This window comes from Terrirhizobium terrae, from assembly GCF_030323265.1.
GTDB lineage: Bacteria > Pseudomonadota > Alphaproteobacteria > Rhizobiales > Rhizobiaceae > Neorhizobium.
Genome location: NZ_CP104991.1, coordinates 115,501 through 138,952, shown reverse-complemented (window position 1 = coordinate 138,952; position 23,452 = coordinate 115,501). Strand labels below are relative to the sequence as shown.

General features: G+C 58.1%; 26 protein-coding genes and 4 pseudogenes. 18 read left to right on the top strand and 12 right to left on the bottom strand.

All coding sequences use genetic code 11. From position 1 onward, the window contains the following. Nucleotides 1-250: 250 nt before the first annotated feature. On the bottom strand, nucleotides 251-427 hold the full coding sequence (locus N7E02_RS04405; protein ID WP_286578861.1) for a response regulator: 177 nt from the start codon (nucleotides 425-427) through the stop codon (nucleotides 251-253). 492 nt (nucleotides 428-919) lie between these two features. Here N7E02_RS04405 and N7E02_RS04400 point away from each other — a divergent pair. Then, nucleotides 920-1,211: pseudogene (locus N7E02_RS04400) on the top strand (type II toxin-antitoxin system RelE/ParE family toxin). Nucleotides 1,212-1,363: 152 nt separating this feature from the next. On the opposite strand, the pseudogene N7E02_RS04395 reads toward N7E02_RS04400, so the two are convergent. Further along, nucleotides 1,364-3,015 (bottom strand): annotated as a pseudogene (locus N7E02_RS04395) (alpha-glucosidase). Between the two features lie 231 nt (nucleotides 3,016-3,246). On the opposite strand from N7E02_RS04395, the gene N7E02_RS04390 reads away from it, so the two are divergent. Next, entirely contained in the window at nucleotides 3,247-4,908 is a 1,662-nt protein-coding gene (locus N7E02_RS04390; protein ID WP_286578860.1) for an alpha-amylase family protein, read from the top strand. Between the two features lie 176 nt (nucleotides 4,909-5,084). Here N7E02_RS04390 and N7E02_RS04385 read toward each other — a convergent pair. From N7E02_RS04385 to N7E02_RS04375, 3 genes and pseudogenes are all read right to left on the bottom strand, one after another. After that, a pseudogene (locus N7E02_RS04385) lies at nucleotides 5,085-7,417 on the bottom strand (xanthine dehydrogenase family protein molybdopterin-binding subunit). Continuing rightward, entirely contained in the window at nucleotides 7,414-8,400 is a 987-nt protein-coding gene (locus tag N7E02_RS04380) for an FAD binding domain-containing protein (protein WP_286578859.1), read from the bottom strand. The pseudogene N7E02_RS04385 and the gene N7E02_RS04380 overlap by 4 nt, the downstream one beginning before the upstream one ends. Then, nucleotides 8,397-8,903: a (2Fe-2S)-binding protein gene (locus N7E02_RS04375; RefSeq protein WP_286578858.1), complete on the bottom strand. Its 507-nt coding sequence runs from the start codon at nucleotides 8,901-8,903 to the stop codon at nucleotides 8,397-8,399. Before N7E02_RS04375 ends, N7E02_RS04380 begins: the two co-directional genes overlap by 4 nt. A gap of 229 nt (nucleotides 8,904-9,132) precedes the next feature. Between N7E02_RS04375 and N7E02_RS04370 the strand changes: the two genes are divergently transcribed. From N7E02_RS04370 to N7E02_RS04355, 4 genes and pseudogenes are all read left to right on the top strand, one after another. Then, entirely contained in the window at nucleotides 9,133-9,429 is a 297-nt protein-coding gene (locus tag N7E02_RS04370) for a PRC-barrel domain-containing protein (protein ID WP_286578857.1), read from the top strand. Nucleotides 9,430-9,504: 75 nt separating this feature from the next. Continuing rightward, on the top strand, nucleotides 9,505-10,383 hold the full coding sequence (locus tag N7E02_RS04365) for an SDR family oxidoreductase (protein ID WP_286578856.1): 879 nt from the start codon (nucleotides 9,505-9,507) through the stop codon (nucleotides 10,381-10,383). Between the two features lie 78 nt (nucleotides 10,384-10,461). Next, nucleotides 10,462-11,046, top strand: coding sequence for a glutathione S-transferase family protein (locus N7E02_RS04360; protein WP_286578855.1), 585 nt, complete (start codon nucleotides 10,462-10,464; stop codon nucleotides 11,044-11,046). A 63-nt stretch (nucleotides 11,047-11,109) separates the two neighbouring features. Beyond that, nucleotides 11,110-11,675 (top strand): annotated as a pseudogene (locus N7E02_RS04355) (flavodoxin family protein). Here N7E02_RS04355 and N7E02_RS29440 read toward each other — a convergent pair. Next, a complete protein-coding gene (locus N7E02_RS29440) occupies nucleotides 11,641-11,865 on the bottom strand; it encodes a hypothetical protein (RefSeq protein ID WP_353622807.1) in 225 nt (74 codons plus the stop codon). The pseudogene N7E02_RS04355 and the gene N7E02_RS29440 sit on opposite strands and share 35 nt — an antisense overlap. On the opposite strand from N7E02_RS29440, the gene N7E02_RS29435 reads away from it, so the two are divergent. Continuing rightward, a complete protein-coding gene (locus tag N7E02_RS29435; protein WP_353622825.1) occupies nucleotides 11,788-12,060 on the top strand; it encodes a hypothetical protein in 273 nt (90 codons plus the stop codon). The genes N7E02_RS29440 and N7E02_RS29435 overlap by 78 nt on opposite strands. Before the next feature lie 43 nt (nucleotides 12,061-12,103). Here the strand turns inward: N7E02_RS29435 and N7E02_RS04345 are convergent, their stop codons facing one another. From N7E02_RS04345 to N7E02_RS04335, 3 genes are all read right to left on the bottom strand, one after another. After that, nucleotides 12,104-12,355, bottom strand: coding sequence for an iron transporter (locus tag N7E02_RS04345; protein WP_510185300.1), 252 nt, complete (start codon nucleotides 12,353-12,355; stop codon nucleotides 12,104-12,106). Further along, complete coding sequence (locus N7E02_RS04340) at nucleotides 12,334-12,660, bottom strand: hypothetical protein (RefSeq protein WP_286578854.1); 327 nt, start codon at nucleotides 12,658-12,660, stop codon at nucleotides 12,334-12,336. Before N7E02_RS04340 ends, N7E02_RS04345 begins: the two co-directional genes overlap by 22 nt. Before the next feature lie 76 nt (nucleotides 12,661-12,736). After that, the gene (locus N7E02_RS04335; protein WP_286578853.1) at nucleotides 12,737-13,555 is read right to left on the bottom strand and encodes an alpha/beta fold hydrolase; all 819 of its coding nucleotides are present in this window, start codon (nucleotides 13,553-13,555) and stop codon (nucleotides 12,737-12,739) included. Between the two features lie 321 nt (nucleotides 13,556-13,876). On the opposite strand from N7E02_RS04335, the gene N7E02_RS04330 reads away from it, so the two are divergent. After that, nucleotides 13,877-14,431 carry an NAD(P)H-binding protein gene (locus N7E02_RS04330; protein ID WP_286578852.1) on the top strand — a complete coding sequence of 185 codons (555 nt, stop codon included), beginning with the start codon at nucleotides 13,877-13,879 and terminating at the stop codon, nucleotides 14,429-14,431. Between the two features lie 80 nt (nucleotides 14,432-14,511). On the opposite strand, the gene N7E02_RS04325 is transcribed toward N7E02_RS04330, so the two are convergent. Then, nucleotides 14,512-14,700: a hypothetical protein gene (locus N7E02_RS04325; RefSeq protein WP_286578851.1), complete on the bottom strand. Its 189-nt coding sequence runs from the start codon at nucleotides 14,698-14,700 to the stop codon at nucleotides 14,512-14,514. Between the two features lie 25 nt (nucleotides 14,701-14,725). Here N7E02_RS04325 and N7E02_RS04320 point away from each other — a divergent pair, with 25 nt between their 5' ends. The 8 genes from N7E02_RS04320 to N7E02_RS04285 all read left to right on the top strand — a co-directional run bounded on the left by N7E02_RS04320 (nucleotide 14,726) and on the right by N7E02_RS04285 (nucleotide 21,595). Then, nucleotides 14,726-15,073, top strand: a complete 348-nt coding sequence (locus tag N7E02_RS04320) for a DUF4440 domain-containing protein (protein WP_286578850.1) — start codon at nucleotides 14,726-14,728, stop codon at nucleotides 15,071-15,073. Nucleotides 15,074-15,407: 334 nt separating this feature from the next. Then, on the top strand, nucleotides 15,408-15,854 hold the full coding sequence (locus tag N7E02_RS04315; protein WP_286578849.1) for a flavin reductase family protein: 447 nt from the start codon (nucleotides 15,408-15,410) through the stop codon (nucleotides 15,852-15,854). Nucleotides 15,855-16,021: 167 nt separating this feature from the next. After that, entirely contained in the window at nucleotides 16,022-16,300 is a 279-nt protein-coding gene (locus N7E02_RS04310) for a hypothetical protein (protein WP_286578848.1), read from the top strand. A 10-nt stretch (nucleotides 16,301-16,310) separates the two neighbouring features. After that, a complete protein-coding gene (locus N7E02_RS04305) occupies nucleotides 16,311-16,490 on the top strand; it encodes a hypothetical protein (protein WP_286578847.1) in 180 nt (59 codons plus the stop codon). 38 nt (nucleotides 16,491-16,528) lie between these two features. Next, nucleotides 16,529-17,575: an HWE histidine kinase domain-containing protein gene (locus N7E02_RS04300; RefSeq protein WP_286578846.1), complete on the top strand. Its 1,047-nt coding sequence runs from the start codon at nucleotides 16,529-16,531 to the stop codon at nucleotides 17,573-17,575. A 2-nt stretch (nucleotides 17,576-17,577) separates the two neighbouring features. Next, nucleotides 17,578-17,964, top strand: a complete 387-nt coding sequence (locus tag N7E02_RS04295) for a response regulator (protein WP_286578845.1) — start codon at nucleotides 17,578-17,580, stop codon at nucleotides 17,962-17,964. A gap of 212 nt (nucleotides 17,965-18,176) precedes the next feature. Next, a complete protein-coding gene (locus N7E02_RS30160; protein ID WP_286578844.1) occupies nucleotides 18,177-18,836 on the top strand; it encodes a PAS domain-containing protein in 660 nt (219 codons plus the stop codon). Continuing rightward, nucleotides 18,833-21,595, top strand: a complete 2,763-nt coding sequence (locus tag N7E02_RS04285; RefSeq protein ID WP_445344457.1) for a PAS domain-containing protein — start codon at nucleotides 18,833-18,835, stop codon at nucleotides 21,593-21,595. The genes N7E02_RS30160 and N7E02_RS04285 overlap by 4 nt, the downstream gene beginning before the upstream one ends. Nucleotides 21,596-21,677: 82 nt before the next feature. Here the strand turns inward: N7E02_RS04285 and N7E02_RS04280 are convergent, their stop codons facing one another. Beyond that, nucleotides 21,678-21,935, bottom strand: a complete 258-nt coding sequence (locus N7E02_RS04280) for a hypothetical protein (RefSeq protein WP_286578843.1) — start codon at nucleotides 21,933-21,935, stop codon at nucleotides 21,678-21,680. A 318-nt stretch (nucleotides 21,936-22,253) separates the two neighbouring features. On the opposite strand from N7E02_RS04280, the gene N7E02_RS04275 reads away from it, so the two are divergent. After that, on the top strand, nucleotides 22,254-22,496 hold the full coding sequence (locus N7E02_RS04275; protein WP_286578842.1) for a hypothetical protein: 243 nt from the start codon (nucleotides 22,254-22,256) through the stop codon (nucleotides 22,494-22,496). A 248-nt stretch (nucleotides 22,497-22,744) separates the two neighbouring features. Beyond that, nucleotides 22,745-22,903 carry an entericidin domain-containing protein gene (locus tag N7E02_RS04270; RefSeq protein ID WP_286578841.1) on the top strand — a complete coding sequence of 53 codons (159 nt, stop codon included), beginning with the start codon at nucleotides 22,745-22,747 and terminating at the stop codon, nucleotides 22,901-22,903. A 346-nt stretch (nucleotides 22,904-23,249) separates the two neighbouring features. On the opposite strand, the gene N7E02_RS04265 is transcribed toward N7E02_RS04270, so the two are convergent. Then, the gene (locus N7E02_RS04265; RefSeq protein ID WP_286578840.1) at nucleotides 23,250-23,435 is read right to left on the bottom strand and encodes a hypothetical protein; all 186 of its coding nucleotides are present in this window, start codon (nucleotides 23,433-23,435) and stop codon (nucleotides 23,250-23,252) included. Nucleotides 23,436-23,452 lie beyond the last annotated feature (17 nt).

Below are 23,452 nucleotides of genomic sequence, written 5' to 3'. Positions count from 1 at the left end.
CGGGATCTGGACAGATGCAAAGTGTGATGTGACGGTCAGGTGGCACGCATTGCATCACTTCGTGCATTGAATGAGCCATATCCAGCGCTAGTTCCTGACGGTCATCCTGTCGCTGAGGGACAGGCTTCCGAGTTCGAGCATCGTGTGCGCTAAGCCGATGGCCAAATCGGTTGGACATTGTCCGGCGCAGTTCCTGTTATGAGCGAGCAGGGAGACATCATTGAATGGTCCGCCACCGCCCAAGTTCGAATCAAGCACGACATGTGTCGGCGTCTGCGACTGTATCGAGCATCGCCTCCTGGTTGGGGCATGGACCGAGAACCTCCGCACCTGCACCGCGAAGCGCTGCGGCCATGTCGCTGGCGATGAAGTAGTCATCCTCCACGACCAGGACCTTTCGGGTCGTCAGGTCAGGCGCGTCAGTCATCTCGAGTGTCCCTCCAAAAATCGTAGTGAGCGCTGGCGCGTCCGGTCCAACCGACACGCGCTGGGAACTGCGCGCTGCTTTGTCCATTAACCCCGTCCTTCGCCCCGAAGGCGTTTTTGCGGTCCTATATATGACTATGCTGATGGACGGCAATCCCGAGGAGCATCAACTCCAAAACTGAAGCGGTAGGTTGGTCTGGACCCTGCAGGGTAAAAAGCTGGCAGTCCCATGGCTTTGACGAGCGGGTAAGGTTGATCTGATGGCATTATTTCCTGAGGCCCGGCCTAACAAGTCGCCAGAAAGTTCCTCGGCTCGCTCGTGCTTCAGGCTTTCGTTCTTGCCAGCGATACGGCTGATTCCATAAGGGGCGCGTGCCGTCCAAACTCTAAGCGGTTGAATCCATGTCTCTTCTAAAAAATGGGGGTCAAAGGTTCATGTCCATTCAGGAACTCAAACGCGCTTGGAGCGGATAGTGCGGAGGAAAAACCTTCTGTGAAGCTTACTCGGTCTGCGTTTGCGCTATCGGATCGCGACGCCATCTTCACGCACTTTGAGGCAGATAAGCCTGTAGCCGCGGTTCTCATCGAGGAGCGGATAGGAGGCCGCCCGTCGCCTGCTCGATTTTCCTGCTAGTGGGCGCATTGGTAGAGTTGCCGGCACACGCGAACTCGTGATCAATGGTACGCCTTACGTTGCCGCCTACGCCATCACCGATACGACAGTCCGAATTCTTCGCATACTCCATGGCGCGCAGGAATGGCCAGAATATCTGCCGCAGAACTGAGCGACTACAATCAGGTGGGCCGATTGTTCGATCCCGCTCAAAAGCACTACGAGTCATGCGATCGATCAGGATAGTACAGCGCGCTCAAGAACATGCGTCCGCCAGGAGCTGATAAGCGAAATCTCATCGTGTCCCCACCTATGTTCCGGCGTTCAGTTCGAGCTTCCTAAGATTGCGAACGCCTCATAAGGCTGAAGTGTTATAGAAGTGAGTAAAATCTCGACCGGCTCGTAATTATGGATCAGGCAGCGACCGGAGACCTGCAGTTCAGTCGGAATCTCAACTATGAGCTCTCTCGATGAAAAGCTGGCGATGACAACGAGGCGAGCGTCATCCAGACTCCTGGTGTAGACGAAGACGTCGGGATGTTGGTCGAGAAACGATTGATACCGGCCATGGACGATGATCGGGTATTCTTTTCTGAGCCCGATCAGCTTGCGATAATGATTCCAGATCGAATTTTCGTCGGAGACGGCGCGCTCGGCGTTGATGACCGTATAGTTCTGGTTGACTTCGATCCATGGAATACCGGTGGTGAAACCTGCATTTGCCTCCGATGTCCACTGCATCGGGGTCCGCGCATTGTCCCGTCCATTATCGTTTGCACCTTTTATGAACTCTTCCGGCGATAGACCCGCCTCGAGATGGAGGCGGTGCATGTTGAGGGTCTCGATATCGCGATACTGCTCGATCTTGGTGAACGGCACATTCGTCATGCCGATCTCCTCGCCCTGATAGATGAACGGAGTGCCCTTCAAGAGGTGCATCACGGTCGCCAGCATCTTGGCCGATTCAACCGGATACCCTTTCACATCTCCGTATTTCGAAACTGCGCGGGGGAGGTCGTGGTTACCCCAGAAAAGGGAATTCCAGCCGTCATCTGCCAGCGCATATTGCCACTTGCTGAGTGTAGACTTCAGTTTGACGAGATCGAAGGGGCGCGATCGCCACTTGCCATAGACCTCGTCCCACTGTTGCGTCACATGTTCGAACTGAAAGACCATCGACAGTTCGTGCCGGTCCCGGCCGGAATAAAGGAGTGCCGACCCCGGTGTTGCGCTCCAGGTCTCTCCGACTGTCAGAACATTCCGCTTCCCGAACGTTTCGCGGTGCATTTCCTGCAGGTAGTGGTGAAGATGAGCGCCATCCGTGATGATCCCTTGGTCGATCTGTTTGCCGATATAGTCGATGACATCCATCCGGAATCCGGCAATGCCGCGCTCCAGCCACCAGTTCATCATCTTATAGATTTCGGCGCGCACCGACGGGTTCTCCCAGTTGAGGTCGGGTTGCCGGCGGGAAAAAGATGCAGGTAGTATTCGCCGGTGTAAGGATCTAGCGTCCACGCTGGTCCGCCGAAAGAAGACGTCAATGCATTGGGCGGCCCGCCGTCAATCGCTTCTCGCCAGATGTAAAAGTCGCGGTAGGGGTTGCTGGCCGACTTACGCGCTTCCTGGAACCAGCGATGCTCATCCGACGTATGATTTACAACGAGATCAAGGACGATGCCGATGCCGCGGCTCTTCGCTTCTGTGATCAGCCGGTCAAAGTCTTGAAGCGTGCCAAACTCAGGAGCGATATCCTGATAGTTGGATATGTCGTACCCGTTGTCGTCCATCGGAGAGGCATAGATTGGCGATAGCCATATGATTTCGATGCCGAGTGCTCTTAGGTAGTCGAGCTTGGAAATGATCCCCTCGATATCACCGACCCCGTCACCATTGCTATCCGCAAAACTGCGCGGGTAGATTTGATAGATTGTCGATCGCTGCCACCAATTGGGAGATCTGAACTCGGTAGTCATCGGCGTCCTCGCATGGTTCAGTGAATGTCGGAGGGATCTTCGGTAAAGGAAGATATCATTCGAAAGTTCCAGCTCGCGATTTTCGAACGGTTCCAATCGGTTCGCAGATACTGTCACCGCGATAATCGACATCAAAGCTTGCCTTGCATTCGGACTGGACGTCGATTGAAAGGGAACCTTTCGGTTGATTACGCACTTGGGCCTGCTTGCAAATTGCGTGTGGAGGCCGCTTTGATCAACGATCTCTGGTATAAGAATGCCATCGTCTATTGCCTTTCTGTCGAAACCTTCATGGATTCAAACGGCGACGGCGTGGGCGATTTCCAGGGACTGCAACGCCGACTGGACTATCTGGCAGGCCTCGGTGTCAACGCGATCTGGTTGATGCCTTTTCAGGCATCGCCGGGCCGTGACGACGGTTACGATGTCTCCGATTATTATAACGTCGATCCCCGCTACGGGACGCTGGGCGACTTTGTGGAATTCACCCACGGCGCAAAGCAGCGCGGCATCCGGGTGCTGATTGATCTTGTCGTCAACCACACTTCGAACGAGCACCCATGGTTTCTTGAGGCTTGCTCCGACAAGAATTCTCCATACAGGGACTGGTACGTCTGGTCGGCTAAGAAGCCCGCCAATGCCGATGAAGGCATGGTCTTCCCGGGTGTCCAGAAAACCACCTGGACGAGGGACAAGACGTCAGGAGAATACTACTTTCATCGCTTTTATGACTTCCAGCCGGACCTGAACACGTCCAACCCCCACGTCCAGGCAGAAATCCTCAAGATCATGGGGTTCTGGCTGCAGCTTGGCGTGTCTGGTTTCCGGATGGACGCTGTTCCGTTTGTGATCGCCGAGAAGGGCGCCGAGGTGAAGAGGCCCAAGGAGCAGTTCGATATGCTTCGAACTTTCCGGGAGTTCCTTCAGTGGCGGATGGGCGATAGCATCATATTGGCGGAGGCCAACGTCGTGCCGAAAGAGAACCTGCAATATTTCGGTGATGACGGCGACCGTATGCAGATGATGTTCAACTTCCATGTCAACCAGTCATTGTTCTACGCGCTGGCCAGCGCCGACACCCGCCCACTTGCAAAGGCGATGGATGCGACCAGGGAGAGACCGCATACCGGTCAGTGGGGGATCTTCCTGCGCAATCATGATGAGCTTGATCTCGGGCGCCTTAGCGAAAACCAGCGCCAGCAGGTCTTTTCTGCATTTGGACCGGACAAGTCGATGCAGCTCTACGATCGTGGGATCCGCCGTCGATTGGCACCGATGCTGGGCGGAGATGAACGGCGCCTCAAGCTGGCATACAGCTTGATGTATTCGTTGCCTGGAACACCGGTTCTGCGTTACGGTGACGAGATCGGCATGGGTGACGATCTGTCACTTCCAGAGCGCAATTGCGCGCGCACACCGATGCAATGGTCGAACGAGCCACAAGGCGGGTTTACGAAGGGGACCAAGCCTGTTCTGCCGGTGATCGAGAAAGGGCCCTACGGCTTCGAGCATCTTAACGTCGCCTTCCAGCGCCGCGATGCGCAGTCGATGCTGAACTGGACTGAGCGGATGATCCGCATGCGCAAGGAGGCGCCGGAAATCGGTTGGGGGACGTTCGAGGTCTTGGATTGCGGCGACGACGGAGTATTGGCGATGCGATACGACTGGCGCAATAATGCCGTCGTCACCATTCATAATTTTCACGACAAGCCGGTGGAGATCACATTCGAGGCGGGCATTGGCGATGATGGCAATGTACTTATCGACATAGCCGACGGAACCAATAGCCAGGCAAATGGTGGCGGCAAGCATCACATGGTGATCGAGCCCTACGGTTATCGATGGTACCGTGCTGGCGGTTTGGATTACCTCCTGAAACGAAGCGATGTGTGAAACCGGCATGCCTTGGGTGTTCGGCGTAGATCCTGGCTATTGATTATTCAGCATCGAACGTCGCAAACAAGTCGGGGTTCAAGTCGCTTAGTTGGAGCAATTACCTCCAAGCCGACGGCCTGGATCTGTCCAAGAGGTACCTGCGGGCTGGTTCTGGTCAGCAGGCACACTCCCGCCTAGAGCAGCTTGTCGAGCGTGATCGGGAGATCACGGACACGCTTGCCGGTGGCGTTATAGATCGCATTAGCGATCGCCGCACCAGTCCCGGTGATGCCGATCTCGCCCACACCATGGGCGCCCATAGGTGTATGGGGGTCGGGGATGTTGGTCCAGATGACGTCGATATCGGGGACATCCAGATGAACGGGGATATGGTAATCGGAAAGGCTCGGGTTCATGATCCGGCCATTCCGTTCGTCGAACAAGGTCTCCTCGGTCAGAGCGAGGCCCATTCCCATGATGATGCCGCCCTTGAACTGGCTCGCCGCCGTCTTCGGGTTGATAATGCGGCCGCAATCAAACGAGCCAAGCATGCGGTTGACGCGTGGTTCGCCTGTGATCGCGTTTACGCGGACCTCGCAGAATATGGCGCTGTAGGAATGCATCGACCAGTGCTGAAGCTCTAACGGCATGGGCGGATTGCCGTCTACGACCAGCTCGCGTTTCTGGGCGCGCGACAGTATCGAGGAATAGGTTTCGAAGCGACCGGGCTCGTCGCGCTTGGCAAGGCCTTCGTTCGCGCTGACGACATCCTCGGCGCCCAGGCCCGCCAGCGGCGAGTCATTGCCAGCGAGTTTCAGAAGCTCGCTGACCAGTTCGCCATAGGCAACCATGACAGCCATGCCTATTGCTGCGGTCTGCTGAGAACCGCCGGCCAGGATCACACCAGGGAGCGAGCTATCGCCATAACGAAACGTCACCTTGCCTAGGGGCAGGCCGAGGCGATCGGCAGTGACTTGGGTCTGCACGGTTGATGTACCCATGCCCATTTCATGGGCGGCGACATCCACCGTGACATGCCCGTCGGCGGCCATTGTCAGGCGGGCCGCCGCGCCCGGCATGCGGTAGTAGGGATAGGTGCCGGTAGCGCAACCCATGCCGATCAACCACTCGCCCTCCCGCCGGCTCGCCGGGATTGGATTGCGTTCGTTCCATCCGAACCGTTCAGCACCGAGACGATAAGCCTCGACGATGTTACGGGAGGAAAACGGGTTTCCACCAATCGGGTCCTGGTCCGGCTCGTTCAGAACACGCAGCTCGATCGGATCAATGCCGAGCTTGTCAGCCAGCTCATCCATGGCGCATTCGAGTGCGAACGTGCCGACCGCTTCTCCCGGCGCACGCATGAAGGTGTTGGCCATCATATCGAGACGGCATGTCTGCACGTCGAGCTTGATGTTTTCAACCGCATAGGCGCCACGGGTCGGCATGATGAATGGTTCGGGGAGGGCACTATGTGGCGACTGTGGTGTCAGGCCCGTATGAATGAGTGATGTCAGCTTGCCGCCGGTTGTGCTGCCGAGCGCCACACGCTGCTCGGTTTCGCTGCGGCCGCCAACGATGCGATATACGCCCTCGCGTGACAGCGCGATCCGAACAGGACGTCCTGATAGCTTGGATGCAGCAGCAGCAAGGATCTGATGCTGCCACATGGTCTTCGATCCAAATCCTCCACCGACATAGGGGAGGTGACATGCACGTCCTTCTCATCCATGTCGAAGACCTGTGCCATCGACCAGGCGGTATGCGCAACAGCCTGAGTAGCATCATGGATGATAAGCCTGTTGCCCTCCCACAGAATGGTGGCAGCGTGAGGCTCCATGGCGTTGTGGTTGTGACGTGGCGAATGGTAGGTGCTGTCAACCTTCACCTCGGCATTGGCAAAAGCCGCTTCGGCATCGCCGACCTCGTTATGAAGCGGTTCGCCCATGAAGGCACCGGTCTCGGTACCTTTCACTCTGGCGTTGGAAAGCGATGTCGCTGCGGCCTCAGCGACGTAGCTCACCTCAAGCAGCGATGCCGCGTGATCGGCCTGCTCCTGCGTGCTTGCCAGAACGAGTGCAACCGGCTGGCCATTCCAATGAACATCGTCGCCTTGCATCACGGGCAGATCATCGCCACCCGCTGCCTTTTCTTGTGACAGAAACTTGGGCGGAGGGTTCATGCGTGGCGCGTTGCGATAGGTCATAACCAGCGAGACGCCCGGCGCTGCCTGAGCTTTCGAGGTTTCCATATGCGAGATCCGGCCCTTGGGAATGGTGCTGTAGGCGAGTGCCGCATAGAGCATTCCGTCCGAGCGAAACTCTGCCGCGAAGCGGGCTGCGCCCTTGACCTTGAGTGGGCCGTCGATCCGCGTGACCGGCCGACCGACATGACCATGCTTGGCGTCGATCAATGGGTCGGGGACGCCGCCTGGCATCCACCGGTCCGGAGCGACCTCGACCGCCTTCTTCATGACCGCCTGCATCGCACCCTGAGCTGTTTCCTTTGCTTTGTCGAACATGCTCATGCTGCTTCTCCCGTCAGGTCCGAAAGCACGGCGACAAGCGTGCGCTCGGCAAGTTCGACCTTGAATGCGTTACGAGTGGCAGGCCTCGCATCAGACAGTTCAGCTCTGGCTGCGGCACGGAAGGACCCTTCCGACGCTGGCTGGCCGCGCAAAGCCTCCTCGGCCCTCAACGCACGCCATGGCTTCGGCGCCACGCCACCCATCGCGATCCTGACGTCGGTGACGAGCCCGTCCTCGACATCTATCGCCGCCGCGATCGAGACCAGCGCAAACGCATAACTTGCCCGGTCGCGCACCTTCCGATAGGTCGAGTTTGCAGCGAACGGCAAGGCGGGCAGTTCGATTGCGGTGATCAATTCGCCCGGAAGCATGACGGTCTCGATGTCTGGCCGGTCACCCGGCAAGCGATGGAGTTCGCTGAGAGGTATGCTCCGGTCGCCATTCTCGCTTCTCAGATGGACGATCGCATCGAGCGCCGCCAATGCCACGCACATGTCGGAAGGATGGGTGGCAATACAGGACGGCGAGGCCCCGAAGATCGCATGATAGCGGTTGAAACCGGCGATAGCGTCACATCCATCTTGCGGCTGACGCTTGTTACAATGCGAGCCTTCGTTGTCGTAAAAATAGGGACATCGGGTGCGTTGGAGGATATTGCCAGCAACCGTTGCCATGTTCCGGATCTGCGGGGAGGCGCCGGCCACGATCGCCCGTGACAGTATCGGATAGTTCCGCCGGATAGACTGATGCTCCGCTACAGCCGTATTTCGCGCGGCGCCGCCAATCAGAATGCTGCCATCCTCGCGCGTATCGATTTCGCGCGATAGGTTCGTGACGTCGACAAGCGCGCTAGGCCTCTCGATAGTCTCACGCATGAGATCGACGAGATTGGTGCCGCCGCCGAGATACTTTGCTGCGCCATTGGCGGCAAGATCAAGGGCGGTATTGGCGTCGCCCGCACGCATGAAGGAGAACGGTATCATTCTGCCGCCTCCTTCAGCGCATCCTCAATGGCCTCGACGATGCCGTTATGGGCTCCGCAGCGACAGAGATTACCGCTCATCCGTTCGCGGACCTCGTCCCGATCGAGCGGGACGACGTCCGCAGCCAAGTCGTCGGTCAGCTGGCTTGGCACACCACGGCGCATTTCGGCCACCATGCCGATCGCAGAACAGATCTGTCCCGGCGTGCAGTATCCGCATTGGAAGCCGTCGTGCTCGATAAAGGCCTGCTGTAGTGGGTGAAGAACGCCCTCTTGCTCCAGCCCTTCGATCGTGGTGATCGCACGCTCCTCGCATTGAACTGCCAGCGTCAGACAGGAAAGGATGCGTTCGCCATCCGCCAGAACCGTACAGGCGCCGCAAGCACCTTGGTTGCAGCCTTTCTTGGTACCGGAAAGGTGGAGGTCTTCACGCAGGAAATCTAGGAGTGAGACACGGGCATCGTTGGGAAGCGTTACGGCTTGGCCGTTGACGGACATGGTCATGGGCTATCTCCGAGTGCAGCCGGCGTTATACCGACGTGAGAGGATCGTCCTCAACGCGCGGGAAGCATAATTGTGCCGTCAGGCATACCATGAGAGCGGTGCCTAGGCCGATTGGAAACCCAGAACCGCCGGCGGAGGTAAGTTGGGAGTTGCGTGGCCCCGAGGCGAACCTGGAACAATCTCTCTGTAGATCTGTTTGCCAGTCTCCGAGCACACGGAGGAAACGACAATGGACCACACCAATCACGTACGCCTGACCCAGACCGAGCTCACCCCGGCTATCCTCGAAGGCGCAACCATCTACGGCGCAGATGACCACAAAATCGGCAAGCTGGATCACGTCCACGGCTCCGGCATGGGCAGCCAGGCTATCATCGATGTCGGCGGGTTCTTAGGGATCGGTGCCAAGCCGGTTGCTGTTCCGCTGTCCGACCTCGAGTTTATGCGCGACGAGGATGGCGACGTGCATGCCGTCACGACCTGGACCAAGGACCAGCTCAAGGACATGCCTGAGCACAAGCACTGAGATGACAGGAGCCCGGCCTCAGCGCCGGGCTCTTCGCTTGACTACTCAAATGCCAATAGCCTCCCGGAGATTGCAATGACCGTCGATCCGACCAAGACCTATCCGAAGCCGCCGTTTGACAAGCAGACCCAGCCGTTCCCGGGCCTTGCTGGCCGGATGAGCCCAAGGCCGGATCACGGCGAGACCTCCTATGTCGGTTCCGGTCGTCTCACCGGCCGCAAGGCACTGATCACGGGCGGCGATTCCGGCATGGGCCGGGCTGCCGCGATCGCCTACGCACGCGAGGGCGCGGATGTCGCGATCAACTATCTCCCTGACGAGGAGGCCGACGCGCAGGAAGTCATCGCGCTGATCGAGAAGGAAGGCCGCAAAGGCGTGGCGCTTCCCGGCGATCTTCGTGACGAGACCTTCTGCAAGACGCTCATCGAGGACACCGTCGCAGCCTTGGGCGGAATTGACACGCTTGTCAACAATGCGGGGCGGCAGCAGCAGGCGCAGTCGATCAGCGATATCAGCTCGGAGGACTTCGACGCGACGATGAAGACGAACATCTACGCAATGTTCTGGCTGACCAGGGCGGCGCTCGAGCACATGACGCCGGGATCGGTCATCATTCAGACCACATCCGAGCAGGCCTACGATCCATCGGCCAATCTCGTCGATTACGCGATCACCAAGGCTGCCGGCATGAGCTTCACCAAATCGATGGCCAAGCAGCTCGGGCCGAAGGGGATCCGTGTGAACGGTGTCGCGCCGGGACCGATCTGGACGCCGCTACAGGTATCCGGCGGCGCGACGATGGAGAAGCTTCAAGGATTCGGCGGCGACACGCCGATGGGCCGACCTGGCCAGCCGGCGGAACTCGCCTCTATCTACGTGCAGCTTGCGGATCCCAAGGCGAGCTATGCGACCGGGCAGGTTTATGGAGCGGCAGGAGGTGGCGGCCAGCCGTGATCGCCCGCCAGTTGGGAGGATGCCTCAGTGCTCGTTGTACATCACCTCAATAATAGCCGATCCCAGCGCATTCTCTGGATGCTGGAAGAACTCGGTTTCGACTACGAGATCCGGCGATATGAGCGAAACGCGGACATGTCAGCCCCAGCGAAGCTGAGACAGATACATCCGCTCGGCAAATCTCCGATCGTTCAGGACACAAGTGATGGAGGCACAATCACGCTGGTGGAAACCGGTGCGATTTGTGAGTACCTGGTGGCGAAGGTTAGAGGCCGATTGGGGCCGCCCCAGGATCTTGAGGGCACACTCAGATACCGGCAGTTTCTGCACTATGCGGAAGGGTCGGTGATGCCGGTCCTGTTCGCTGTTCTCGTTGCCTCAAAGATCCCCTTGGTCGGAAAGCTGGCCGCGAAGAAGATCAGGCCGATGCTGGATGTCCATCTGGACTATGTCGAAAGCCAGTTGCGGTCTCGACCGTGGTTTGCCGGCGACGACATAAGCGCGGCTGATGTCATGATGAGCTTTCCGCTCGAGGCGGCTTCGAAACGCGCAGGGTTGGACCAAAGTCGCCCCGCGACGATGGCATGGCTTCAGAAAATTCACGCGAGACCTGCCTACCGGACTGCCTTGGAGCGGGGCGGGGCCTATGCGTATTCCCGATGATGAGATGGAGATCGTCATGACCCTGACAGCGGTAGATTCAATGGACCGCTCAAGTCGTCTGGGGTGAGCCCATCTTCGACGGCTCGCATGCTTGCTCTTATAGCTGACGGTATGCAGGGTTATGGCGTCGAGACGACACTGTTTCGCCTGGCAGACCATAACATCTTGCCGGGCGTCACGTCCGACGAAGGAGAGGGCGACGCATGGCCTGCCATCCGAGCCGCAATTCTCGACGCGGACATCCGGGTCATGCGTACCCCGATCTGGATGGGGCAGACATCGTTGGTGACCAAACGAGCGCTCGAGCGTATGGACGCTTTTCTGGAAGAGACTGACGAGCAGGGCCGAATGGTGTCTTACGGTCGCGTCGCAGCGGTCGCTGTGGTCGGCAACGAGGACGGCGCGCACAATGTCTCCGCCGACGTCTATCAAACGCTGAACGATGTCGGGTTTACGATCCCCGCAACGCGGACGCCTACTCAGTCGGAGAAGCCATGGGCAGCACCAACTTCGTGGATCTGAAAACGGCGCCCGACGTCGTCACCAAAACCGTCGATATGCTCGTCCGCAACACCGTCCATCTGGCAGAATTGCTCAAAGCCTCGCAGTATCCAGGCGAGAACGCGTGATGGCGATGACGCGCTCGAAGTCGGGGATATCGAGCAAGCGCTGCATTTCCACGGAAGTATTTTCACCTCCAACCTTCGAGGCAGCCATAAAGACGATACGGGCTGTGTCGCGATGGCGTTCATCGATATGGGCGATCAGTTCATCGCGCTGAGCCGTGGTAGACATCAGAGGCCTGACCGCGATCGTCATTTCGGCTGGTGGTCGATGACGGAAGCCATGTCCGCGTCCTCGCTGAAAAGGCGGGCGCGAAACTTCTGGGCGGAAACTTTCCCGATTTCCTCGATCCATGGGGTAACCGTATCGAGGTTATTGAATACGGCGATCTTCAGTTTACCAATCGCCGAGCGTCCTGCACGCCATGGGCCTGCGCCTCCTCAAGACTGAGAAAGCGCAGAAGGAGCTTCACGAAAGGAAAATGGGTTGACCCTCATTCTTGCCCGGTCTTGATCGCTACTTTCTCGAACGTCACCTCGACGGTTTTCGCGTAGCGTTTCCCATTTACCTCGTCATGCCGCATGAATGTTGGCGGCTTGATGGTCACGTCAAGCTTGTAGTTCCCATCTCCGGGGACCTTGATGTTCGTGCCGTAGTGGTAGAGGCCGGGATGCCACACGAAAGGTACCTCGAAGGGGCCGACGGCTTTGCCGCTTTCAGGGGTCAGTCTTGCCGTGATTTCCAGATAGGGGATGAAGCGCTGGTCGCCGGCGTCGCTGACGGAAATCTCCAGATGGCAGTTTTCGTCCGTCGGCGCGTCCCATTCGAGCTCGCCTTCCCCTTGAGCATATACATGCCCTCGGCGCGTTCCTGCGCGTAGGCGACGATATAGTCGCCCGCACGCTTCATGCCGCCGCTGTCGGCTACTTCTTCGGCCATGTACTTGAGCGAGGCGTGGTAGGCAGCGCCTTCCTTCTTGGCCATCGCGATCTGATGACGGTCTGCTTCGTCGCTCGGCTTCTCGGGCGGCTTGCGGGCTGATGTCGTCATGGTCTTTCCATTCCGGTTGGACGTTGGAGGGGCTTGACCCGCCGCCAGACAGGATGGCAGCGGATCAGAGTTTCTGTCAGCCAAGGAATTCGATCAGATCGCGATTGAGACGCTCCGGTGCGGTGGCAAACAGCCCGTGAGGTTCTCCGTCATATTCGATGAATTTCGCGCCGCTGATTCCTGCGGCTGCGGCTCGACCTGATGGATCGATGGGAACCGTCTTGTCCGACGTGCCATGGATAATCAGGGTCGGAATGGTGAAGGCTTTCAGATCCGGTCGGAAATCCGTCCGACCAAAAGCATCAATGCAGTCGATGGTGGCTTTCGGGCTCGCCATGACACCAAGGACGAACGACCAGTCGAGCACGCCCTGGCTGACGGGCTTGCTAACGAGACCGACACCATAGAAGGTCTTCGCAAAGCTCTGCAGAAAGGCGAAACGATCCTCACGGACTTGCTGCTTCATGTCGACAAAGACACTGGAATCGACACCATCCGGGTTGGAGCTGTCCTTCAACAGATACGGGACGACAGACGAAACCAGCACAGCCTTGGCGACACGCGCGGTCCCATGGCGCGATAGGTAGCGGGCAATCTCGCCGCCACCCATCGAGAAGCCGACCAGATGCGCCTCCTGGAGATCGAGACCCTCCAGCACCGCGCCGAGATCGTCTGCGAAGACGTCATAATTGTAGGTGTCGGCGGGATGTCCGGACTGGCCGAATCCACGGCGGTCGTAGGTGATCACTCGATAGCCCGCCTCAAGAAGCGCCAGCGTCTGGTATTCGAACATATCCCCCGTCAAAGGCCAACCGTGGATCAGCACCACAGGATGACCGGTTCCCACGTCTTTGACGTGGAGCTGGACGCCGTCTTTCGCCTCGATGAATGCCATGGGTTTTTCCTCCCTTTTATGACGAGGTTAAACCCGACCGGGAGCCGATCGTTCCTTAACGGGCGCTGGAGTTCCCGAGAGAGTTGTCATCCGTCAGTAGGGTGCTTCGTCGCGTCGGACCTGCTTGCGCGATCTGTGTCGCAACGATCCCGCAGTCCAATGGTTAGCCTTGCGAGATCGCGGCGTGTCAACGGACGCGACGGGGATGGCAGACGCAACGGTTTTTCCGGTTTCTCGTTGCGGGCAACGAAATGCCAGGCGAGTGCCCAACCCGTCCGCCGCGATCTCGCCCCCAGAACGTGGTAAGGGAGACGAGAGGAATTGACCTGCATTGTTCTCGCAGCAACCGGAAACATCGGCTCGCAGGTGGTCCAAAGTCTCAAGGCGTCAAACGAGAATGTTCTTGCGGTGACGCACGACAACGAGAAGGCGCATTCTATCACGGGCGGCGAGGTCGAAGGCGTTGCGGTGGACCTCAAGGATACGGACGCCCTTCGAGATGTCTTCAGGAGAGGGAAGCGAGCGTTCCTGCTCGTTCCGCAAGCGCCCCCTACGACGGATACGAATACTGAGGAACTGCGGACGGCGAATTCCATAGCGGATGCGGTCGAAGGTTCGGGGCTCGAAAAGGTCATGGTGGTCTCGACCTACGGCGCACAGGAAGGCCACGCCATCGGCGATCTCTCCGTGCTCTGGAAATTCGAAAGGCAGATCAAGGCGACCGGCGTTGCGATGGCGGTCAATCGGGGCGCATATTACTTCACTAATATTGACATGCTAATCGAACCCGCGAAGAAGGGCGAGCTATCCACACCCTTCCCAGAAAACCTCGTGATGCCCCGATCGACCTCGGGAATGGCGTCGTTGCCAGACTGACGAGTGCCATCGACGATGTCGGCGTCAGCTACGTCGAAGGGCCGCGCAGATACAGCTCCGCGGATGTTGCCGCAATCTTGTCAGATACCCTCGGCCGGCATGTTCATCTCGAGCGCATACCGCGCGACGGCATAAACGCCAGTTATCTCAGGCAGGGATTTTCCGACGAAGCGGCGCAGGCCTTTACCAACATGATGCTCGCTTCTCTCGATCAGGGTTCCGAACTTCCCGATGATCCGATCCGTGGGGAAGTCACGCTCGAACAGCACTTCAAATCGACATTGGAGAAACAGAATGGAAGATAGCCGGGTGTGGGACTTCGAGGAAAGCGTCTGGTTAAGCGGTCCGTCCAACTTTGACAAGGTCATTGACGACGAGGCGCTTTTTGTCGTTCCCGCAGCGCCTTACGTCGTGGTTGGCTCGAAGGCGAAAGCGGAGATGTCGAAGCTCAATCGCTGGGCAAAAGTCAGTTTCTCAGAGCGACAGGTCTATCGGCCGCAGGAAGGTTTGATCGTTGTAGCCTACCGGGTTTCGGCGTCTATGGAGGATGGCAAGGCAACCGGGGCGTATTGCACGTCGACGATACGGCGCGTCGCCCACGAGGAGTGGCGTATCATACAGCACCAGCAGACGACACCATAGGTGACGCGCCGGATTTGCTTACCTTACGCTGGGCGGGGAGCGGCGGGCCAGCCGTGGAGCAACGAGCGCGTCGGAATTTCGGCACGCGGCTGATCGAGTTAGGTCTCGGCGCTGGCGCTCTGTGGAAGCTTGACTACCGTCCCGAGGGGTCTGCACCATCGTCGCGCCGCAGACCGAGGAAGGTCAAAGCTACCATTCCGGAACCCGATCGCCCGTCGATTCATTCTCTGGCAATGAGCAAAAAACAGATTTCCCTGCCTCCGACGTCCGGCGCTATCTCGAACCCGGTCCCGTAGTTCTGATCTCTTCGCGGTGGCAGGGCCAGGACAACATTATGACGCTCGGCTGGCACACCATCCTCGAGTTTGCGCCATCACTTTGGGGCGCGATGATCTCGCGCGGTAATCACAGCCATCACATGATCCTCGAAAGCGGCGAATGCGTCGTCAATCTCCCCACGGCCGACATGATCGAAACCGTCTCGCGCATCGGCAACTGCGACGGCGGCAGCGTGGACAAGTTCGAGGAGTTTGGGCTGACGAAGACGGAAAGCGTCAAAGTAGGCGCGCGCGGGATCGCTGAATGCCATGCGTGTTTCGAGTGCAAAGTCCATGACGACGCTCTCGTGGACAGCCGCAACTTCTTCGTCTTCGAGATCGTGAAAGCCCGAGTCGCCGAGCGGCCCGCGCATCCCGAAACGCTGCACTACATCGGCGACGGGTCGTTCGTGACCGCAGGCAAGGTCGTCTCGCGGAAATCCCTGTTCACGAAGGTGACGTGAGCGAAGCTGACCTGATAACTCTAACGGCGTGTGCTGGATAGCACGGTCTTCAATGAACATCTTCGGGACAGCCTGTGTGTCCTGTGGGTGTGCAGTGGATATTCCGTCGATGCCCGTGCATCTTTTTCCGCGGCTGGCCGTTACTTCGCTGAATACAAGGAATAAGAATGGCCCCGCAAAGCAAGACCACAGCCGAGAAGGCCGCCATGGAGGAAGTGCGACGTCTACGCGCCGAGGTCGCCGACCTCAAGGACAAGCTGGCGGAAATCCACAACCGGTCCGATGTCGACTTCGCTGTCAGAGACCCACATTCGTGGCTCCGTATTGCGGCCACTGTCGGCAAGACGTTCGCGCTCGGCAAGCTGATCCAGGCTTTCAGGCTCCCGACCGCCACAGCTGTTGCGATCCCGATGATCAGCAACGAAGTCAACCGCCGCTTCCTGTGAGGAGAGAGCCATGCCCAAGTTCGAAGCCGTGAAATCCGTAGAGGCTGAGAAGGCTGCCGAGAGCAGGAAGTCCAAGGAAGAGAAGCTGGACGAAGGCCTCAAGGAAACCTTTCCGGCTAGCGATCCCGTTTCTGTGTCCACACCGACAAAGCCAGCCGGGTCGCCGGACACCGACAGGGGCGTCAACTGACACTTTCCCTTTCCGATACCCGGAGTTCCGACCTACGTATGCCTCATCACAGAACAACGCCGTCGCTTGACGCTCTCCTCGAGTGGTCGCTTCAGCACCAGATCGCGGCGTTCCACCGCTTTCTGGTCGTGACCGCCACTGTCATCGCCGTCGGCGTTTTCCGCTCCCTGTTCATCACAGGCCTACTTCCCTGGCTCTTCTTCATCCCGTTCATTGTGCTGTTCGGTCTCGTACTAGGACGAGGTGCTGGCATCTACGCGAGTATCCTCTCCACCACCGTGGCCGCCTTCACCATCGGCAGCCTCGAAAACGATCTCTGGATGTCAGGACCTCAATGGGCCGGAAGCATCCTGTTTCTTGTCGTCACTGCGGCACTCGCTTGGCTCTCGGCGGAGTTGCGCTCGGCCTTCGCAAGATACCGACGGCTCGCGAGACAACACGCCGAAACCAACGAGGTCCTTAAGCAGGCCGAAGCCCAGCAGCTTCTCTTGAACGACGAACTCAGCCACCGGCTGAAGAACGTCCTTGCGGTCGTCCAGTCCATCGTCTCGCAGACGCTTCGCCAGTCGCACGACCTTGCGTCCGCCAATACCGCGCTGTCCGCGCGCCTGGTCGCGCTCGGCGACGCCACGACGGTCCTGACAGCGAACTCTTGGGCTTCTGCCGACATGATGGCGATGATCACCCAGGTGCTCGGGCCACACGGTGAGATCGGCAACCGCATCAGGGTGGACGGTCCGCCTCTCACGCTGAACCCCCGCGGCGCGCTGGCGTTCGCTCTCGCCTTACACGAGCTGGCGACAAATGCGGCCAAATACGGGGCTCTGTCGAATGCGACAGGCCATGTCGAGCTGACATGGAATATCGAAAGCGGTAATCAGGGAGAGCCACGGCTGAGACTTCTCTGGCAGGAGATTGGCGGCCCGCTCGTCATGCCGCCGATGAGGCGGGGATTCGGCTCGACGATGATCGAGCGGTCCCTGAGGTCGTATTTCAAAGGTGAAGCGAGAATGGATTACCGACCCGAAGGTCTCACGTTCGAGATCGAGTGCGAACTGGAGGCCGCCGGCATGGCGGAAGGTTAAGGATGGGACAGGCAACACCGATTAACACGCACGCTATTCTTCTCGTTGAGGACGAGGTCCTCATACGGATCGAGTTGGCCGACTTTTTCACTGATGCGGGTTACCACGTCTTCGAGGCAGGAGACTCGAGGGAGGCTATCGACATCCTGGAGAAAGAAAAGACGATCCGTATCGTCCTCACGGATATACAGCTCCCAGGGTCAATGGATGGCTTGAAACTCGCACACTATATCCGCGACAGGTATCCGCCGACTGTCCTCCTGCTAACATCTGGGGGCGTGCATATTGAAGACGCTTCTTTGCCAGCGAGCAGCCAATTCATCGCAAAGCCCTTCGATCCGACACGCATTCTGCGCCAGATCGAACTAATGACCCGCCCTGGCGCGTAACTATGTGCCAAATGTGTGCCTTGCTCGAACGGTGGAGGTATCGATCGCAACTTGCCGATATTGCCTGATCACTCTACGAAGGTTTGCGGCAATAGCAGGATGAGAGACGAGTGAACACATCTGACGACCAAACCCGAAACGTCACCGAAAGTCTCGGCGCGGCCCAAGCGGCTGGTGGCATCGGTACATTCGTCATCGATATCAAGGCCGACATGATCTCGGCGACCCCGGAATTTTCGAAACTCTACGGCCTCGATCATGTAGCCAGTCGCCCAGCGACCGACTTCGAGGCACTGGTTCTTGCCGATGATGAGCAGTTCGTTTCCCATCCCGAGACTCGCGCAGCCGGGGATGCCGCGACGGAAGTAGAGTATCGAATCCGCAAAGCGGATAGCGGTGAGGTCAAATGGATTGCCCGGAAGGGCGAATTTGAGCGGGACACCGACGGCAAGCCACTGCGCTTTCTCGGGGTTGCACGTGACGTCACCGCCAGAAGGACGTCGGAAATCCATCTTCGCAAGGCGCAACAGAAACTCGCGCTGGCGCTCGAGGCCACGGGGGTCGGAACCTTTGACTATGACCTTGTGAACGACGTTCTCGAATGGGATGACCGATGCCGTGAACTGTTTGGTCTGCCGCCAGATGCGGGCGTATCCTACGAAACCTTCTTGACGGGCTTGCATCCCGATAACCGGGCGGACATCGATGCCGCTGTAAAGGCTGCAATCAGCATCGACGGTAATGGCGAATACGACGTTGCCTACCGGACAGTAGGCGTCGTCGATGGCGGGTTCGATGGGTCGCTGCCAAGGGGCGCACCTTTTTCGAGGGTGGAAAAGCGATCCGCTTCATCGGCACTGTGCGCGACGTGACGAAGTCCCGTGAGAAAGAGCTGATCCACCATGAGACCGAGGAGCGTTACCGGCTAGCGAGCCGCGCGACCAATGACGCGATCTGGGACTGGGATTTCTCATCGAACCATGTGCTGTGGAACGATGCGCTGACAGCTGCCTATGGCCATCCGCTCGAAAGCGTCGAGCCGACCGGCGAGTGGTGGATCCACCACATCCATCCGGAGGACCGCAGCCGGATTGATCAGTCCATCCACGCAGCGATCGACGGGACGGAAACCGACTGGACCGAAGAATATCGGTTTCGTCGTCAGGACGGAACCTACGCACCTGTGCTGGATCGCGGCTACATTATCCGGGATGAGCAAGGCAAGCCGCTACGCATGATTGGTGCGATGCTCGACCTGACGCAGGTTCGGGATGCAGAAGTGGCGCTACGCGAGAGTGAATTGCGGTATCGCAGCCTGTTCTCATCTCTCGATGAAGGACTCTGCATCATCGAGTTTCTCGACGGGCCAAGCGGTCCGCTGAGCGATTATGTGCACGTCGAGTACAATGAAGCCTACAAACGGCATTCGGGCGTCTCCGGCTTGATTGGCAAAACGGTACGGGAGGCATTTCCCACTGAGGCTGGCAAATGGGTGGAATATTATCGGCCGGTATTGGAAACCGGTGAGCCAAGACGACTGGAAATGCCTTTCGATGAGACAGGCAAAATCCTCAGTGTCGGTGCGTTCCGGGTAGAGCCAGCCACGCGTCGCCAGATCGCCGTTGTGTGTCAGGATATCACCGCGCGCCGAAAAGCCGAACAGGCCCTGCAGGAAATGAACGAGACGCTTGAGCGCCACGTGGCGGAGCGAACCGCCGACCGCGACCGGATGTGGCGGCTTTCCACTGACATCATGCTGGTCGCTGACTTCAATGCAAAAATCACGGCGGTCAATCCGGCATGGCAATCCGTGTTCGGCTGGAAGGAGGGTGACCTCATTGGGCGCTCTTTCATGGATCTCATCCATCCGGACGACAGAGCTTCGACACTTGCGGAAGTGGCGAAGCTCGGCGAGGGCGTAACGACTTTTTCTTTCGAGAACCGCTATCAGACCCGCGACGGTGACTATCGGGCGATTTCCTGGACCGCGGTGCCCGATGAGGCATTCATTCACGCGGTCGGCCGCGACGTAACGGATGAGCGCAAAGCAGCCTCGGCTCTGAAAGCTACGGAAGCAGCGCTTCAGCAAGCGCAGAAGATGGAGGCGATCGGAAATCTGACGGGTGGCGTGGCCCACGATTTCAACAACCTGCTTCAGGTTGTCGCTGGCAACCTGCAACTGCTCGCGAAAGACGTGGCCGGAAACGGTCAGGCCGAACGCCGTATCTCGAACGCGCTCGCCGGTGTGGATAGGGGATCAAAACTCGCGTCTCAGCTTCTTGCTTTCGGCCGTCGTCAGGCACTGGATCCGCGGGTGCTGAGCATTGGCCGGCTCCTCCGCGGCATGGACGAGATGTTACGCAGGACGATCGGCGAAGGCGTCGAGGTCGAAACGATCGTCTCAGGTGGCTTGTGGAACACTCTCGTCGATCCGATGCAGATCGAGAACGCCATCCTAAATCTGGCAATCAATGCTCGCGACGCGATGGATGGCTATGGAAAGCTCACTATCGAAGTCGGCAATGCCTATCTCGATGATAGCTATACAAGACTTCATCAGGAGGTAGAGCCCGGTCAATACGTCGCGCTGTCGGTCACGGATACCGGCACGGGTATGTCGCCTGACCTGATCGAGAAGGTTTTCGAGCCATTCTTTTCGACCAAGCCGGAAGGGAAGGGCACGGGCCTCGGGCTATCCATGGTTTATGGCTTCGTCAAGCAGACCGGCGGTCATGTAAAGATCTATAGCGAAGTGGGGCAGGGTACGACGATCAGGATGTATCTGCCGCGGTCGACAGGCCAGGAGGACCTGGAAGTCGTGACGATGGATGGTCCCGTCGAGGGCGGGCCTGAGACCATTCTGGTGGCCGAGGATGACGAGGGTGTTCGCGCCACTGTCGTCGAAATGTTGCAGGAACTGGGCTATCGTGTGCTCAAGGCTTCGGATGCCGCCGCCGCCCTGACAATTCTGGAAAGCGGCATCCCGATCGACATGCTGTTTACTGATGTTGTGATGCCAGGGACGCTCAAGAGCGCGGAGCTTGCTCGCAAGGCAAAGGAGCGGCTTCCGAATATCGCTATCCTGTTCACCTCTGGCTATACTGAAAACTCGATCGTGCATGGCGGTCGGCTGGATCCGGGCGTTCAGCTCCTCTCAAAACCGTATACCCGCGATGCCTTGGCCCGAAAGATTCGTCACCTTCTGAACAACGAGAAACAAGCGGCTGTGTCCGCTGAGGCTCTCGCGACGAGCGATCGGAATCAACGGGAGATCGAGGGTTCGGCAAGCGATCGGTTGCCCATTACCATGCTGCTAGTCGAAGACAATGCGCTTATTCGTATGTCTGACGCGGATATGATCGTTGAGCTGGGGCACGAAGTTCTCGAAGCCGAATCCGCCGAAGCGGCGCTGGAGATCCTAGAAAACGACTCTGTTGATGTTCTGGTGACTGATCTTGGTCTTCCCGGTATGTCTGGCGAAATGCTTGCTCATGTGGTGCGCCGTCGCTGGCCTCACATCGGTATCGTTTTCTCAACAGGCATGAATGAGGCCCCCGTTCTGGAGAGTGGGCCGAAAGCTGTCCTGCTTCGCAAACCGCACGGGCCTGACGAGATGAAAAGCTATAGATGAGGTATTAAAGTGAGCGGCGAGCAGACAATGTCATCTGACGTCAGCCGCTTTGCAAGTTCCCTGGGGTTGATAGTTTAGAAGATCAAGGCAAACGCTCGGAGCCTAAACGAGCGACTGTTCTTTCGATGGCTTGTGCACTGTCCTCACAGAGCCGATCTCCTTCTATCGCTTGGTCCCTGCCATAGGCGAGGATCGCTTCGTGAGCTAGGGCCTCTGCTGCCGTCGCCTTTTCGATGGCGGCGGTGTTCCCAGCGTCCTTAGCCTTGGCCCGCAGTCTGATCGCTTCATTCTTTCTGTCATTTGCGCGAGCGATTTTTCTCACAGTTTCGCTGTCATCCATCCGTTGTTGCCTTCCCGTTCTTTCCGCGTTTCACGGCTTGGTGAAACGCGCTTTTCTGGCAATCGAAGCTCGACCCAAAACGTTGAGAGCGAATGATCTAAGAGTTCATTTTCTCAATTCGAACCGGGATAGCTTTTGAAGCGGGTGTTTTTGAAAGCCGATCGTGGTGATCAACAGCGTTTAGCACGTTGCTCTCTGGGTAGTACGCGCCGATGGTTCCGGGCGGAGAGGCAGTTCCTTCATTAGGGCGACGAGGAACACTCTCACGCAACCAAAGCGGCTCTTAAGATTATGCGTCACCGAACGGAGAAAACGGATATGCCGGTTATCGAGGATTGGATTGACGACCGTCTTGAGGAGCGTCTCTTTGCTAAGCTGCCTGCAGGTCACGAGCATGATTTCGCAATGTTGGCGGGCGTGTTGCGGGCGTCAGCAGAAGCGCCTGGTTACGGCGTGGATCGCTTACTCGCTGCGTGGGATGGCGATATAGCAGCGTTTCTTATGTCTCAACAACTGCAATCCGTGACCACAGAATGTGCGAGCGCCGGACTGACGCTATAGGCGTTAGATCGAGCGCTCGCGGCGTGCCTCATTCATGCGCCAGTCAAATGAAGGAGCTGCGACACTATCTATTGCCTAACGATCGCTCGACGGCGACCACGGATGTGCTGACAGTGCCGGATGGGGTCAAGGGAGGTTGCAGCGAGCATTCGCTCCGGCCTTTTTTATTGCCACGTATGTGCTCCCACATCTTCTTATAGTTCAAACCCGCTCTATCTCACTGATGTCATCAAATGGAGAGGACAACGATGAAGAAGATTTTCATCACCATCGCATCTCTGGCCCTGATCACCGGTTCGCTATCATCGTGCGGCAACACCATCCGCGGAGTGGGGAAGGATGTAGCCGGCACAGTGGACGCCACTCAGAATGCCGGTAAGCGCGTGGACAACGCGGCGAAATACTAGGCTTCCGTTGGCAACAAAGAGAGGCGGCAAACCGGATTGGGGGTACCTCCTCACGCGTCCGGTAGATTTAAATGTCGCACCCACTCAGACAGGTGAAACGACGACACTTTAAGGGCGGCAGAGATCGGCGGAACTGTCCACAGTGGCAGTTTGGACACCCGAGACGGCCCTCGGCTCGGATGCCGGCTGTTATTCCGTTAAAACGTCGTTCTAGACATGAAAGTCACGAGAAAAGATGGCGACCGCGGAACACTTGTCCCACACCAAACATCTGCGATTTGGCCTAACCTAGGCCGGTCGCGCGATAGGTGTCAAATTCTATGCCGTGTTCGGCACCTGCGAGAAATCACGAGCTGGAAGAAGATTTGTCGTCCGCTACATTGAACTTGGACCGAGCTAAATCGATAATCTTATCGAGAGCGGCGTCGACGACCGGAGGAATGTTGTCTTCCGACGACGCTGTCGCCGCGATATCGTGGATCAGATCCAGAACTTCGTTCAGCCGCTCAACGGTGGGCTGCTCAATCGACATCGTCTCGTCTCTACAAA

Bases quoted from the DNA above. Each gene is read 5' to 3' on its own strand.
- N7E02_RS04375 (WP_286578858.1), bottom strand. From the start codon at position 8,903: ATGACCATGTCCGTCAACGGCCAAGCCGTAACGCTTCCCAACGATGCC.
- N7E02_RS04275 (WP_286578842.1), top strand. From the start codon at position 22,254: ATGCCGGTTATCGAGGATTGGATTGACGACCGTCTTGAGGAGCGTCTC.
- N7E02_RS04310 (WP_286578848.1), top strand. From the start codon at position 16,022: ATGGCCCCGCAAAGCAAGACCACAGCCGAGAAGGCCGCCATGGAGGAA.
- N7E02_RS04295 (WP_286578845.1), top strand. From the start codon at position 17,578: ATGGGACAGGCAACACCGATTAACACGCACGCTATTCTTCTCGTTGAG.
- N7E02_RS04305 (WP_286578847.1), top strand. From the start codon at position 16,311: ATGCCCAAGTTCGAAGCCGTGAAATCCGTAGAGGCTGAGAAGGCTGCC.
- N7E02_RS04370 (WP_286578857.1), top strand. From the start codon at position 9,133: ATGGACCACACCAATCACGTACGCCTGACCCAGACCGAGCTCACCCCG.
- N7E02_RS04405 (WP_286578861.1), bottom strand. From the start codon at position 427: ATGACTGACGCGCCTGACCTGACGACCCGAAAGGTCCTGGTCGTGGAG.
- N7E02_RS04265 (WP_286578840.1), bottom strand. From the start codon at position 23,435: ATGTCGATTGAGCAGCCCACCGTTGAGCGGCTGAACGAAGTTCTGGAT.
- N7E02_RS04280 (WP_286578843.1), bottom strand. From the start codon at position 21,935: ATGGATGACAGCGAAACTGTGAGAAAAATCGCTCGCGCAAATGACAGA.
- N7E02_RS04315 (WP_286578849.1), top strand. From the start codon at position 15,408: ATGACGCTCGGCTGGCACACCATCCTCGAGTTTGCGCCATCACTTTGG.
- N7E02_RS04380 (WP_286578859.1), bottom strand. From the start codon at position 8,400: ATGATACCGTTCTCCTTCATGCGTGCGGGCGACGCCAATACCGCCCTT.
- N7E02_RS29440 (WP_353622807.1), bottom strand. From the start codon at position 11,865: ATGACGATCGCGGTCAGGCCTCTGATGTCTACCACGGCTCAGCGCGAT.
- N7E02_RS04300 (WP_286578846.1), top strand. From the start codon at position 16,529: ATGCCTCATCACAGAACAACGCCGTCGCTTGACGCTCTCCTCGAGTGG.
- N7E02_RS04360 (WP_286578855.1), top strand. From the start codon at position 10,462: ATGCTGGAAGAACTCGGTTTCGACTACGAGATCCGGCGATATGAGCGA.
- N7E02_RS04270 (WP_286578841.1), top strand. From the start codon at position 22,745: ATGAAGAAGATTTTCATCACCATCGCATCTCTGGCCCTGATCACCGGT.
- N7E02_RS04320 (WP_286578850.1), top strand. From the start codon at position 14,726: ATGGAAGATAGCCGGGTGTGGGACTTCGAGGAAAGCGTCTGGTTAAGC.
- N7E02_RS04365 (WP_286578856.1), top strand. From the start codon at position 9,505: ATGACCGTCGATCCGACCAAGACCTATCCGAAGCCGCCGTTTGACAAG.
- N7E02_RS04335 (WP_286578853.1), bottom strand. From the start codon at position 13,555: ATGGCATTCATCGAGGCGAAAGACGGCGTCCAGCTCCACGTCAAAGAC.
- N7E02_RS29435 (WP_353622825.1), top strand. From the start codon at position 11,788: ATGGCGTTCATCGATATGGGCGATCAGTTCATCGCGCTGAGCCGTGGT.
- N7E02_RS04340 (WP_286578854.1), bottom strand. From the start codon at position 12,660: ATGACGACATCAGCCCGCAAGCCGCCCGAGAAGCCGAGCGACGAAGCA.
- N7E02_RS30160 (WP_286578844.1), top strand. From the start codon at position 18,177: ATGATCTCGGCGACCCCGGAATTTTCGAAACTCTACGGCCTCGATCAT.